Below are 13,042 nucleotides of genomic sequence, written 5' to 3'. Positions count from 1 at the left end.
TCATGGATGAGCTTCTCCGATTCCCTATTCTCGATTCCCCATTCCCAGCCGCTTACAAATCCGGTCCGATCACCAGATGCAGCTGGATGCCGTGGGCGCGGTCGTCGTGGATCGGCGTGCCCAGGTCGACGCGGATCATGCCCACCGGCGAGCGCCAGCGCAGGCCCAGGCCGGCGCCGATCTTCGGGCGGTAGTCGGTGCCGCGGAACGCGTTGCCGGCGTCGACGAAGGCGGCCATGCCCCAGTTGCGGGTGAAGTAGTGTTCGACCTCGCTGCTGGCGACCAGCAGGCTGGTGCCGCCGATCACGCGGTCGTCGCTGTTGCGCGGCCCGATCGACTGGTAGCCGTAACCGCGCACCGAACGGTCGCCGCCGGCGAAGAAACGCAGCTGCGGCGGCAGCGCGGAAAAGTCGTCGGTGTGGGTGATGCCGAAGCTGCCCCGCAGGATCAGCCGGTTGCGCGATTTCGCGCCGAACGCGCGGATCCACTTCGCGTCGGCGGTGAACTGGCTGAAGCTGGCGTCGGAGAGCAGGCTGCCGGCGGTGCTGCGCACGGCCATGCCGAGCAGCCAGCCGCGGCGCACGAAGTCGGGGTTGTCGGCCTGCTTGCGGGTCAGCGAGGCCTCGCCGAATACCAGGGTGCTGCGGCCGTGCTCGATGCCGGGTGCGCTGTCGGGCTCGTTGCCACGCTTGCCTACGGTGAAGGTGCCGGACAGCGCATGCACGCCCACGGTGCGCGTCCAGCCATGCCACTGGCGGGTCTCGTTGCCGACCAGCTCCAGCGTGCGCGACTGCGAGGTGGCGGTGTTGGCGTCGCGGAAATTGGCGCCGACGTTGTAGCTGCGCTGGTTGTCGCCCGGCATCGGGATCGAGTACAGCGTGGAGAGTGTCTTCAGCTTCTGCGCCAGCACCAGTTCGTTCTTCCACTTGTGCCCGCGGCGGTTGACCCAGCGCCGCTCGAGGCCGCCGCGCACGCCGAAGCCGGTGTCGGTGCCGATGAACGGGCCGCCGGTGTAGATCGAGCGCTTCGCCGGCGCCAGCTGCACGGTGACGTCGACCACGCCATCCTTCGCCTCGTCGATGTCCGGCAACACGTTGACCACCGCGAAGTAGTCGGCCCCGTTCAGGGCCTGCTGCAAGACCAGCAACTGGTCCTGGGCGAAGTAGTCGCCGGACTTGAACGGCACGTAGCGGTCGAGGAAGCCGTCGTTGAACTGCGAACCCTCGAAGTGCACCCGGCCGTAGCGGAAGCGCGGGCCCGCATCCCATGCCAGCCTGATCGCCGCGCTGTGGTTGGCGCGGTTCACCTCGACGCGATGGGTGACCAGGCGCGCGTCGAGGAAGCCGTTGGCGGTGAGCTGGGCGCTCAGCGCGTCGCGCGCGTGTTCGTAGGCGCCATGGTCGAGGGTCTGGCCCTTGAGTCGTTCGATCGCGCGCCGGGCCCGGCGCAGCGGGGCGATCTTCGACGCGGAATCGTCCAGCTGCAGTTCGACGTCGGTGACCTTCACTGGTTCGCCCGGCTTCACGTGCAGGGTCACGTGCCAGTCCCGGCCGACCTGCTGCAGCTCGTCGGTGACGGTGGCGTCGTAATAGCCGTAGGGTTGCAGCGCCGCCTTGACCTGGTCGGGCGCGCGTTCGACCAGGCGCCGGATCTGGGCGTCGCTCACCTCGCGTTTCGCGTATTGCGACAGCTCGACACCGGAAATCGCCGCGGCCTTCAACGGGTCCGCCACGCCATCCACCGTCAACTGCACGCCGGCGTGGGCTGCGGTAGCCCACAGCAGCAGCGGCAGCAGCAGGCTCAGGCGTCGTGGGGATCGGCGCATGCGTGGGGTTCCGTCCTCGATGGCGTGTTCGCGGGGGTGAGGGCAGCTTACCCAAGGAGTTGTTGGCTTCGTATGAAGCATGACGGATTTCCTGAGCGCCAGGGCGTCATGCTTGATTTGTTGATATCGCCGAGGCGATATCAACGGGCGCATCAACCGGCCTTGTCGCCGGCCTTGTGCGCGATCCATGCCCCGATCACCGCCGACACGTACGGAATCGATTGCGCGGCGAGGATGAACATCCACAAGGTGCCCTCGATGTAGCGCGTGCCGTAGCCCAGCGCCATGCCGATCACGCACAGCGCCAGCGCGATCGCCATCAGCAGCTCTTCGCGCACCGGGGCGAAGGCGGCGAAGTTGCTGCCGCCCAGGCGCCGGCTCTTGGCGGTCACCACGAACGAGGTCTTCTCGCGGGTGAGGCCGTGCAGGATGCCCCGGGCGATCGCGTGGGACAGGCCCATGCTGGCCAGCGACGCCATCAGCGTGTCGTACCAGCTGCACGGGACGCGGGCGCGATACAGCACGATGCCGAAGATCGCCTTGGCGAAGAAGAAGCCGATCACCGGGATCAGGAACAGCTGCATCGGCAGGCTGAAGTATTGCGGATACGCAATCATGCCCGCGGTCCAGAACAGCGCCATCAGGGTGAAGATCAGGTGCAGCGCGTCGGCGAACCAGCTGAACCAGCCGGTGAGGAAGTGGAAGCGCTGGCCGGCCGAAAGCGGCCCTCGCTGCGTCATCCAGTCCCAGCGCCCCTTGAGGATCTGCATCGCGCCGAAGGCCCAGCGGTAGCGCTGGCTTTTGTACGCCTTGAAGTCGGCCGGGGTCAGGCCCTTGCCCATCAGCTCGTCGACGTAGACCAGCTCGTAGCCCGCGTGCATCAGGCGCAGGCCCAGCTCGGCATCCTCGCAGATGGTCCACTCGGACCAGCCGCCGGTGCCTTCCAGCGCGGTGCGCCGGACCATGGTCATGGTGCCGTGCTGGATGATCGCGTTGCGCTCGTTGCGGTGGTGCATGCCGATGCGGAAGAAGCCGTCGTATTCCCACGCGGTCATCCGCCGGAACGCGTTGTGCTCGAACTCGCGATGCGCCTGCGGGCACTGCACCACGGCTACCTTCGGGTCGTGGAAGTAGCCGGTGAGCGTGGCCAGCCAGTCGGCGCGCACCTCGTAATCGGCGTCGATCACCGCCACCACGTCGGCGGCCGGATCGGTTTCCTTGAGGCCGAAGTTCAGCGCGCCGGCCTTGTAGCCGGGCCACGGTTCCAGGTGGAAGAAGCGGAAGCGCTTGCCCAGCTTCTCGCAGTAGGCCTGCACCGGCTGCCACACCGCCGGGTCCTTGGTGTTGTTGTCGATCACCAGGACTTCGAAGTTCGCGTAGTCCAGCGCGGCCAGCGAATCCAGCGTGATGATCACCATCTCCGGCGGCTCGTTGTAGCAGGCCAGGTGGATCGACACGAACGGTTGCTTTTCCGGCGGATCGGGCGTGAGCATGCCGGCGTGGCGAATCCATTTCGGCCGCCACAGCACCTCGGTGAACTCGAAGCCGTTGATCAGCAGGATCGCCAGGATCGCGATCTGCGCGGGGAACAGCAAGGTGAGCATGGTCCAGTCGACCCAGCTCAGGTAGAAGTTGAACGGCAGCGTGGCCGACCAGGTCAGCAGGCCGCAGGCCAGCTGGATCAGCGCGCAGAAGAACAGCTTGCCCATCAGCCGGAAGCGGCTGAAGCGGCGGGCGAACAGGATCATCGGCAGCAGCGCCAGCAGGCTGGCGGCCAGTGCCTTCCACGGCCAGCCGGTGTCCTCGGTGACCGGGCCGGTCAGCGGGAACTTCATCTGGCGGTCGGCGTTGAACATGCCCCAGTACGCGCCGGTGCGGCCTTCGCCCAGGTTTTCCTTCCACGGCTGGTCGAACGCTTCGAGCAGGTAGTAGTCGATGTGCTGCTGCTTGGCGACGTTCATCCAGTCGCGGATGAAGATCGCCTCGTTGGACACCGACGGATCGGCGTACTCATGCCGGTCACCGTTCGACGGCCAGCCGATTTCGCCGACCACCACGGGCTTGTCCGGAAAGTGCTGGCGGACCTGGTCGTAGGCACCCAGCGCGGCCGGCACCGAATCCTTGCGCGCGATGCCGTTCCAGAACGGGAACAGATGGATGGTGATGAAATCGACGTGCCGGGCCAGCTCGGGATACTTCAGCCAGATGTAATCCGGCTCGGCGATCGACACCGGCTGGTGCACGGCGGCACGCACCCGGTCCAGGTAGGTCATCATCTGTTCCGGCGTGAGGTCGTTGCGGAACAGCACCTCGTTGCCCACGATGACGCGGGTGATCGTGTCCGGATAGGCGCGCGCCTTGGCGATCAGCAGCTCGATCTCGCGCTCGTTGTTGTCCAGCCGCTTGTCGATCTCGGCGCCCGCCATCACCTTCAGGCCTTCGGCCTGCGCCAGCCGGTATATCTGCGGGTTCTGCTGCATGGTGTACGTGCGCACCCGGTCGCTGTACCGGTGCAGCAGCTTCAGGTCGGCGGCGATGTCGTCGCTGCTGGGATAGTCCTGCTTGAACGGGCTCTGGTAGCGCTGGAACACCGACAGCGAGAAACCGCCGATCCTGCCGTGCCAGTCATCCGGGCCATGCGGCAGGTTGCCGTACCACCACAGCCCGATGTTCATCGCCGCCACGACCAGCGCGAGCAGGATCGCAGTGAGCAGCGGATATCGGCTGTTGTGGTTTGCTGCGGTGATGCTCAAGAGATCCCCAGGGAGGCTTCGCCGGACTGGCGACCGAGCCGCAGAAGCTTAGCGAATTTGAGACCAACGGCCAATGAATCCCGGGGCGGGGAGAACTTCGTCCGCACGCGACGGCCTTCGTGAGGCCGGACACGGCCGTCTCCGCGGGAGCTTGTCGGCCGGTGGTTGCGGCGATCGGGTCGAGGTTGTGACCGGCGCGGGCCCGGGCGATCGGCATCCTGCAGGTGGCCCGTCTTGATGCCGATCACAGTTCATGCGTGTGTGCCGGTGGCTCTTGAAGGCATGAGGCAGACCCGGTGACGCGGCGGCGCCTGTCTGCAAGTCGTTGTTGCGGGGAAAGGTTGTGGCGGCGGGCCGGCATGCGCTGCAGCGGTCGGCGGGCAGGAACCGCTTCGTCAATAAGAAACTGTCTTATGGCGCCGCGGGGACATGATCCGAACAATGCGCGGCTTTCGTGCCGGGCGCAGCCTGTTCGGCTCATCGTGGATCGCTGGTCAGGGAAGGATGGTTTTGTCACAGGGACTGTTTCGACAGGAAGTCATCGACGCCAGACGCGGCGAGTGGCTCGGTTCGATCATCGTGGCCGCGCCGTTGTCGCGCTGGCTGCTTACCACGCTGGCGCTGACGCTGGCCACGGTGATTCTGCTGTTCCTCTTGCTTGGCCACTACACCCGCCGTGAGACCGTGGCGGGGCAATTGGTGCCCAGCGCCGGCCTGCTCAACGTCGCGGCTCCCGACGCGGGCACGATCACCCGGCTGAATGTGCGCGATGGCCAGCGGGTCAGGAAGGGCGAGGTGTTGCTGCGCCTTTCCAGCGAACAGGACAGCGCGGCGCTGGGCGACACCCATGCGCTGGTCGGCAGGCAGCTGGAGATCCAGCGCGCGCGCCTGCAGGCCGATCTGGTCAATCAGCAGCAACTGGGCGAGCAGCAGGGCGACGCCCTGCAGTCGCGGATGGCCCTGTTGCAGGGCCAGCTGGCCCAGATCGCGGGGCAGCTGGCGATCCAGCAGCAACAGGTGACCAGCAACCGGCAGATGCTGGTGAAGATCAAGCCGCTGGCCGCACGGGGCTTCGTATCTGCGGTGCAGATCCAGCAGCAGGAAGCGGCGGTGCTGAACGCACAGGCGCAATACAAGACGCTGCTGCGCCAGCAACTCGATGCCCGCCAGCAGTTCGACGAGGCACAACAGCAGCTGGCGCGCCTGCCGCTGGACGAGGCAGGCAAGCGCAACGAAACCGAACGACAACTCGCCGCCCTGGCCCAGTCGACGGCGCAAAACGAAATGCAGCGGGCGGTGGTGTTGCGCGCGCCGCGCGATGGCGTGGTTTCCACCGTGCTGTTGAAGGAGGGGCAGATGGTCGCCGCCGGCCAGCCGCTGCTTTCCATCCTTCCGGCGGGCTCCTCGCTGCAGGCGCAGTTGCTGGTGCCGAGCCGGGCCATCGGCTTCATCGAACCGGGCAGCCGGGTGGTCTTGCGCTACCAGGCGTTCCCCTACCAGAAGTTCGGCCAGCAGTACGGCAGGGTCAGCGACATCTCGCGCAGCGCTCTGGGCGTGGCGGAGATCAATGCCCTGATCGGGCAGCAGCCACGCGAGCCGCTGTATCGCATCGAAGTGAAGCTGGACAGCCAGCAGGTGATGGCTTACGGGCGGCCCGAGCCGGTCAAGCCCGGAATGGCTCTGGAGGCCGACGTGCTGATGGAACGTCGTCGCCTGATCGAGTGGGTGTTCGAGCCACTGTACGGCATGGCCCATCAACTGGGAGAAGACGAGTCGCGCGGTTGAGCGCGCCTGACAAAATGGTTGGGCAAGGATATTGAAAACGAGACTCAAGATTTGGTTGTCAGATCGACGACTAACACCGGCAGGGTCTACTGCCATCAACAGGAAGAATGATATGAAAGACTTGATTGCGAAGGAAATTCACAACGTTTCCGGTGGTCTGCAAATGGTTAGCTCGGAGACCATCGGTTGCGCCATTGGCGGAGCGATGCTTTCGGAACTTGGTCCGTGGGGAGCAGCTGCGGGGTGCATCGTCGGTGGCGACGCGGCCAACTCGATCAGTGGGGGCTATGCCAACGGCAATATCGGATACATGGACTTCGGTATTGGTGTGACTCCCTTGGGTTGATCCGATTTTGATTCCTCATCGTGAGGTGGGGGATCCTCAATTTGCAAGGAGATTTTCGTGAAAACTACAATCCTCCCACTGTTCATCTTTGTGTCCGGCGCTTTCATATTTCCGCCGATCTGCAGAGTCATGGCTGGCGAATATTGGCTGCTCCTAAATGCCCTGTTCATGGGCATCACGGTGTGGATCTGGCGAAAAATCGAGTCGAGGCAGGGTCGCCCGAGCCTTTGATAAAAGGAGGCGGACGATTTACTTGGCTGGGCCGTCTCAAACTCCACGTGCAACACCATGCCAAATCTGACATGGGTTGTTGCGATGAGGACGTACAACGAACTCACGCTGTAAGAGCGGGCGGAGATTCAGCCGCGGCTGGAATCGGGCGACACACTGCGTGCCATTCAATGATTGAATGACGTTGCCACCACATGCATTCAATTCATGGGGCGGTTTCAATGAATCCTTGCGGGCTGACAGCATGAAGTTCAAGTATGGTTTTCCGCCTCAGGTTGGCTGCGATCTGTCAGGCGCGAATCGGCTGATCGAGAGTTATGGGCGACTGCACGTCGTGGCAACACTGCTCGGACTGCTCATGGTCGGGCCATGCCTTTACCTAGCCTGGTCGCTGCTGTGGCCGCACAGCTGGGCTCTTGGCGTCTTTGACCAACCTCCCGGCATCTTCATCGGGACTCTGGTCGGCATCGTCATCGTGCATGAGTTCATTCACCTGCTGGCATTGCCCGGTTCCGGTCGTGGCGAACGCTCATACATGGGATTTGATCCGAAAACGCATCTTCCCTATGTGGCCTATCTGGGCGAATTGAGCCGGCCAAAAGCGGTGATGGTGGCATTCATGCCGATGCTGGTGCTGACGCTGCTGCCATTTCCCCTGGCCTGGATGGTGCCCGCCCCATACCTGCCCATGCTTTCGTCGTTGTCCATATTGAATGGAACCGCCGCGAGCGGTGACGTGTGCATCATCTTTCTGCTGCTCTGCAAAGTACCGCGCCGCGCGGTCGTTATGGGAGAGTTCTATGGGTTTCGCCACGGCTGATACCGCACCGGTTCGTTGTGCGGCGGTGGCTCGCTGTCGAGCGACCCGGTGGGCGTCTGATGATTTCGCAGGACGGGTCGCAGAATGCATGGAGTCGAGACCGTGCTGAGGACTTCAGGCGACACCAGCATGATGGCCATGGGCCTCCTGCCTTCTGTCGGTCATGTGGCTTGCGGAAGAGCAGTTGCGCATGGCTGACGGCAACCGTTCCGTTCCCGTGGCGGCCGCCGCGAGCCTTCCGCTGCAGTTCGGCTGGTCGCGTCACCTGCCGGTGGTCCTGCAGACCGAGGCTGCCGAATGCGGCCTGGCCTGCCTGGCCATGATCGCCAATCATCATGGCCACGACGTGGATCTGGCCGGTCTGCGTCGGCGTTTCTCCAGTTCGCTCAAGGGCGCCACGCTGGCCCGCGTGATGACGATGGCCGGGCAACTGGGCCTTGCCTGTCGCCCGTTGAAACTGGACATGGGCGACCTCTCCCGGCTCAGGACGCCTTGCGTGCTGCACTGGGATCTCAACCACTTCGTAGTGCTGAAGAGCGTGGGCAAGCGTGGCATCGTCATCCACGACCCGGCGCGTGGCCTGCGCAAACTCGGCATGAAGGAGGCGTCCGACCATTTCACCGGCGTCGCGCTCGAGCTGAGTCCCGCCGCCGACTTCGCTCCGGTGCGCGAACGCCAGGCGGTATCCATGCGCGCGCTGACCGGCCGGGTGCGCGGACTCGTTCCCGCGCTGGCACAGATCCTGATGCTGGCCCTGGCGCTGGAAGTGTTCGCGCTGGCTGCGCCGTTCTATCTGCAATGGGTGATGGATCAGGTCCTGGTATCGGCCGATCGCGACCTGCTGACCTTGCTGGGCCTGGGCTTCATCGGCATCGCGATCTTTTCGGCGCTGGTCACGGCGGCGCGTTCATGGGCGGTCACCTGGCTGGGCGCCACGCTCAACGTGCAATGGGCCAGCAACCTGTTCGCCCACCTGATGCGGCTGCCGCTGGACTGGTTCGAGAAGCGGCATGTCGGTGACGTGGTGTCCCGCTTCGGCTCGATCCAGACCATCCAGCGCACCCTGACCACACAGTTCATCGGGTCCCTGCTGGACGGCCTGATGTCACTGGTGACCCTGGTGGTGATGGCGTTCTACAGCATCGGGCTCACTGCGCTGGTGGCCGGCCTGTTCCTTGTCTATGGGCTGGTCCGCTGGGGCTTCTTCGGTCCGTTGCGGCGCGCCAGCGAGGAGCAGATCGTCTACGGCGCCCGCCAGCAGAGCGAGTTGCTGGAATCCATCCGTGGCGCGATGCCGATCAAGCTGGCCAGCAAGCAGGACGAGCGGCTGTCGCGCTACGCCAATGCCACGGTGTCCACGACCAACCGCGACATCGCCATCCAGCGGCTGGGCATCGCCTTCGTCCTCAGCAACCAGCTGATGTTCGGCATGGGTCGGGTGGCGATGATCTGGATCGCCGCCACGCTGGCGCTGAAGAACGAGTTCTCCGCGGGCATGCTGATCGCCTTCATCGCGTACGCCGACCAGTTCCTCAGTCGCGCGGCCGGGCTGATCGACAAGTACGTGGACTTTTGCATGCTTCGGCTGCATGCCGAGCGGGTGGCGGATATCGCGCTGACCGCGCCGGAAGAAAATTCGTCGTCGTCATGGGACGGGCCGGCTCCCGAGGCGAGCATCGAGCTGTGCAACGTCAGCTTCCGCTACGCCGAAGGCGAGCCGTGGATAGTTCGCCATTGCAACTTGCGCATCGATGCGGGCGAGTCCGTGGCTTTCGTCGGGCCCAGTGGCTGCGGCAAGAGCACGCTCGCCAAGATCATGCTCGGGCTGCTTGCGCCCACGGAAGGCGAGGTGCGCTTTGGCGGTGTCGACATCCGCAAGCTGGGGCTCGATGTCTATCGCCGCTGGATCGGCGCGGTGATGCAGGACGACCAGCTGTTCGCGGGCAGCATCGCGGACAACATCAGTTTCTTCGACCCCGAGGCAACGCCGATGCGGATCGAAGCCGCCGCGCGGCTCGCCGCCGTCCATGACGATATCGCCGCGATGCCGATGGCTTACCAGAGCCTCGTCGGCGACATGGGTTCCAGCCTGTCTGGCGGACAGAAGCAGCGGGTGATCCTGGCGCGGGCGCTGTATCGGCGACCGCGGCTGTTGGTGCTCGACGAGGCGACCAGCCATCTGGATCTGGAGCGGGAACGCCTGGTCAACGCGGCGGTTCAGCGGTTGCGGATCACCCGGATCGTGATCGCGCACCGGCCGGAGACGGTAGCCGCGGCGGGAAGGGTCATCCAGTTGGGCATGGATCGGTCGGTTTGATCGCGTTGGTGTCCCGAAAGGGACGGCTGACGAACGACGGGCTTCGCGGCCCCGGATGCGGATTCGTGATGCACATGCATCGTGACCCAGGGTGCAGGGTGTGCACCCACAACAAGGAGAAATGCAATGCGCGAGATTACGACCCAGGAAGTCGAGCTGGTGAACGGCGGCAAGACCGAGGCAGGTTGCTCCACCACCACCACCACCACCAAGAACCCGGACGGTTCCACGACCACCACCAAGACGAAGGAATGTCACATTTCGCATTCGTAAGCGGGTGATTTGACGCCATTGCCGGAGCTGCGGCTCCGGCAATGGATCTGACCGGGACGACTCATGAACAAGCATGGCTTTATCCATTTGATCCTGATGACGGGCGTGCTGTTCAGTCAGTGCGCATGGGCCGGATGGACCAGGTCCTCCAGCTCGACCATACGGTTCGAGGGGGATATCGAAAAAGGTTCGTACGAACAATATCTGGCGGTCGCCAGGGGTGGCTTTACCAGAGTGCTGCTCAACAGCAGCGGTGGTTACCCGTCCGTGGCCTTGAAGATCGCCAGAGATATCCAGGGACGTCCGGATGTCGAGATTGACGTGAAGGGAGTATGCATTTCCGCATGCGCAAGCTATCTGGCCATAGCCGGAAAGCGCCTGAATATCGAGTGCGACTCGGTGGTTGCGTGGCACGGCGGCCTCGGCAAGGCCGAGGACGAGGCTCGTTCGATGCGGGCCGAGGGCATTCCGGAGGGGCTTGTGGTCGAGTATGCAGCCTGGCTCGACGCGTTTCATGCCGACGAATCAGCATTCTATGCAGGCGCCAGCGTCGATATCGCCTTGTTGGCGGACTCGGAGAAGGCCGTCAACGCCCTTGATCTGAAAGAAAGCTACACGCTGGATCCGGTGACCGGCGAGTACTCCTACTCGACGTCCGCCGGGGTGTGGGTGCCCTCGATGAAGTCGCTGAGGAACTACGGCGTGAAGAAGCTGAAGTATTGCCACGATTACAGCCCGGATCGGATCGGGGAAATCCTGAAGAGGAACGGTTACCAGGTGAAATTTTCCACCGCCGCGCTTCGGTGATTCGCGATGCCAGTGGCAGCCCTGAAGTGAACGAGTGCTTCGGTGGTTGCCACCCGCTCGCCGGAACTGGCGACGTCGGGTGTTCCGAAAAATATGCGGGACGTGCGCCAGGACTGGAAATTGTTGGGGCGCATGTCCGACCCGAATGATGCATGTGCATCATGACCCGCAGGTGCACGGTATGCACCGATCCAAAAGGAGAGAGACAATGCGTGAGATGACCATCAGCGAACTGGAACTCGTCAACGGCGGGAAGACGGAGGCAGGTTGCTCCACCACCACCACCACGACCACGAACAAGGACGGTTCGACCACGACCACGACGAAGAAGGAATGTCACATCTCGCACGAGTAACCGATTAGGCGGTGCCATTGCCGGAACTGCAGGTCCGGCAGTGGTGTCGCGTAGCTTGGTGAAAGCAATGAGTCGGTGGCCGGATCGATAGGACAAAGTGGGCGGGCTAATCAATCCACGCCTGGGGAAAGTCTGAGCAAGTCCCGTCCTCTAGGTTGCAACTGGCCGTCCAAACGCGAGGTGCCTGTCATGAGTTCCTGGATGAGATGGAACAAGTGGTGCTGTGGAAGGCGTTGCTGGCAGTGATCGGGCCGGTCTGTCCCAAGGCAGGCAACGGCCGGCGGCCGTATGCTCTCAAGTCGATGCTGCGCATCCACTTGGTGCAGAACTGGTTCGGTTACAGCGATGGAGCAGGCGTTATACGAGGTCGTGCCACTTCGCTGCTTCGCGGGCTTGCTGCTGGCGCGTGGCAGCGTCACGGACGCGATGCCCGAAGGCGAACTCAAGGATGCCGTCAGGCATTCGGAGCACATGAAGGCCGCAGTTCGCTCAAAGGTTGAGCATCCGTTCCGCGTCGCAAAACGTCAGTTCGGCCTTCAGAAGGTTCGCTTCATGGGGCTGGTCAAAAACACGGTGCAGATACTGCCCTGTCCGCCTTGTCTAACTTTTCGACAAGTCATTTGGAAGGCCATTCGACGATGGCCTATTCAGATCCCCGGGCTTTGCCGGTACCTGCAAATGAGTAATCGGTCCTTCTAATCATCAACATGTTGATCCGCGATGTGAGCGGTGCTGAAGACATCATCTATTCCAGCCTTTGGCGCCACTTTTGGAGGTTGTGTCAATGAAATTTTTGCGTCCGGTTTTCTTCATCTTTCTTTCTTGCGCCTCCAGTCACTGCAGAGCGGCGGATGTCGCTGAAAGCGAGATGCTGCATGAGGCGCAGAAGGATTTTTCCTCGTGCCGCGGATTGCAGGGGGTAAATGTTGTTGCCGATGGGCGTGTGGTTTGTCTCCGCGGAAAGATCGACCCAGCCATGTTTTTGAGCGTTGCGAAGCTGAGAGGCAAGATCAAAAACAATCCATACGTGATCGTGTCCGGCGAGGGCGGTTACGTGGATTCAGCCATCTATATTGTCAGGATGCTCGATGAATACGATCCCGTGCCCGTTGCCGGCGACATGTGCGCATCAGCCTGCGCGTCATTCCTGTTTCTGATGGGTCGTCACCGCGTTCTTCTTCATTGCGCTGACGTGGTAATGCACCGCGGACTGTGGTCGATTGATGACATTCTGACCAGAAAGATCGCCGACGATGTCAAACAGCGACTGGTGGCAGACGTCTGGCAGATCCATGATTTTTACGATGAGCGCCAGGTAAGCCTGGACATGATCAACAAGCCGCCGGCTGAGGTACAAAGAAAACTGGACGCCGGAGAAGTGGTCTTCTGGCCATGGAGCATCAACAAGCTCAGATCGTTCGGAGTCAAGGGCATTGTCAGCGAAAACAATCCCGATGAAGTTGTTCCCCATGACTACGCGGAAACATGCCTGGCGCACCATGGGTAGATGGTTCAAGAGGCGTCAGGGCG

The 13,042-nt window shown here is 63.0% G+C and carries 10 protein-coding genes and 1 pseudogene; 9 read left to right on the top strand and 2 right to left on the bottom strand.

What is annotated here, in order from left to right; all coding sequences use genetic code 11:
• Positions 1-52: 52 nt before the first annotated feature.
• Together I6J77_RS13355 and I6J77_RS13350 are read right to left on the bottom strand one after the other, a co-directional pair.
• Positions 53-1,825: an autotransporter assembly complex family protein gene (locus I6J77_RS13355; protein ID WP_204109366.1), complete on the bottom strand. Its 1,773-nt coding sequence runs from the start codon at positions 1,823-1,825 to the stop codon at positions 53-55.
• 152 nt (positions 1,826-1,977) lie between these two features.
• Positions 1,978-4,578: a glycosyltransferase family 2 protein gene (locus I6J77_RS13350; protein WP_204109365.1), complete on the bottom strand. Its 2,601-nt coding sequence runs from the start codon at positions 4,576-4,578 to the stop codon at positions 1,978-1,980.
• Between the two features lie 504 nt (positions 4,579-5,082).
• Between I6J77_RS13350 and I6J77_RS13345 the strand changes: the two genes are divergently transcribed.
• From I6J77_RS13345 to I6J77_RS13305, 9 genes and pseudogenes are all read left to right on the top strand, one after another.
• Positions 5,083-6,363 carry an HlyD family efflux transporter periplasmic adaptor subunit gene (locus I6J77_RS13345; RefSeq protein ID WP_204109364.1) on the top strand — a complete coding sequence of 427 codons (1,281 nt, stop codon included), beginning with the start codon at positions 5,083-5,085 and terminating at the stop codon, positions 6,361-6,363.
• Positions 6,364-6,475: 112 nt separating this feature from the next.
• Positions 6,476-6,709, top strand: a complete 234-nt coding sequence (locus I6J77_RS13340) for a hypothetical protein (protein ID WP_204109363.1) — start codon at positions 6,476-6,478, stop codon at positions 6,707-6,709.
• 475 nt (positions 6,710-7,184) lie between these two features.
• Positions 7,185-7,760, top strand: a complete 576-nt coding sequence (locus I6J77_RS13335; RefSeq protein ID WP_204109362.1) for a DUF3267 domain-containing protein — start codon at positions 7,185-7,187, stop codon at positions 7,758-7,760.
• 190 nt (positions 7,761-7,950) lie between these two features.
• Positions 7,951-10,077, top strand: a complete 2,127-nt coding sequence (locus I6J77_RS13330) for a peptidase domain-containing ABC transporter (protein WP_204109361.1) — start codon at positions 7,951-7,953, stop codon at positions 10,075-10,077.
• A gap of 126 nt (positions 10,078-10,203) precedes the next feature.
• The gene (locus I6J77_RS13325) at positions 10,204-10,350 is read left to right on the top strand and encodes a hypothetical protein (protein WP_204109360.1); all 147 of its coding nucleotides are present in this window, start codon (positions 10,204-10,206) and stop codon (positions 10,348-10,350) included.
• A 63-nt stretch (positions 10,351-10,413) separates the two neighbouring features.
• Entirely contained in the window at positions 10,414-11,157 is a 744-nt protein-coding gene (locus I6J77_RS13320; RefSeq protein WP_204109359.1) for a hypothetical protein, read from the top strand.
• A gap of 208 nt (positions 11,158-11,365) precedes the next feature.
• A complete protein-coding gene (locus I6J77_RS13315) occupies positions 11,366-11,512 on the top strand; it encodes a hypothetical protein (RefSeq protein ID WP_204109358.1) in 147 nt (48 codons plus the stop codon).
• Between the two features lie 155 nt (positions 11,513-11,667).
• Positions 11,668-12,211: pseudogene (locus I6J77_RS13310) on the top strand (transposase).
• 85 nt (positions 12,212-12,296) lie between these two features.
• Positions 12,297-13,019 carry a hypothetical protein gene (locus tag I6J77_RS13305; RefSeq protein ID WP_204109357.1) on the top strand — a complete coding sequence of 241 codons (723 nt, stop codon included), beginning with the start codon at positions 12,297-12,299 and terminating at the stop codon, positions 13,017-13,019.
• The last annotated feature ends 23 nt before the right edge of the window (positions 13,020-13,042 follow it).

The organism is Rhodanobacter sp. FDAARGOS 1247 (assembly GCF_016889805.1).
GTDB lineage: Bacteria > Pseudomonadota > Gammaproteobacteria > Xanthomonadales > Rhodanobacteraceae > Rhodanobacter.
Note: the sequence above shows the minus strand (reverse complement) of the source record. Positions and strands in the feature narration are given on the sequence as shown.

What these genes read in the sequence shown, in the direction of transcription:
- I6J77_RS13355 (WP_204109366.1), bottom strand. Translation starts at nt 1,825, where the DNA reads ATGCGCCGATCCCCACGACGCCTGAGCCTGCTGCTGCCGCTGCTGCTG.
- I6J77_RS13345 (WP_204109364.1), top strand. Translation starts at nt 5,083, where the DNA reads ATGGTTTTGTCACAGGGACTGTTTCGACAGGAAGTCATCGACGCCAGA.
- I6J77_RS13340 (WP_204109363.1), top strand. Translation starts at nt 6,476, where the DNA reads ATGAAAGACTTGATTGCGAAGGAAATTCACAACGTTTCCGGTGGTCTG.
- I6J77_RS13335 (WP_204109362.1), top strand. Translation starts at nt 7,185, where the DNA reads ATGAAGTTCAAGTATGGTTTTCCGCCTCAGGTTGGCTGCGATCTGTCA.
- I6J77_RS13330 (WP_204109361.1), top strand. Translation starts at nt 7,951, where the DNA reads ATGGCTGACGGCAACCGTTCCGTTCCCGTGGCGGCCGCCGCGAGCCTT.
- I6J77_RS13325 (WP_204109360.1), top strand. Translation starts at nt 10,204, where the DNA reads ATGCGCGAGATTACGACCCAGGAAGTCGAGCTGGTGAACGGCGGCAAG.
- I6J77_RS13320 (WP_204109359.1), top strand. Translation starts at nt 10,414, where the DNA reads ATGAACAAGCATGGCTTTATCCATTTGATCCTGATGACGGGCGTGCTG.
- I6J77_RS13315 (WP_204109358.1), top strand. Translation starts at nt 11,366, where the DNA reads ATGCGTGAGATGACCATCAGCGAACTGGAACTCGTCAACGGCGGGAAG.
- I6J77_RS13305 (WP_204109357.1), top strand. Translation starts at nt 12,297, where the DNA reads ATGAAATTTTTGCGTCCGGTTTTCTTCATCTTTCTTTCTTGCGCCTCC.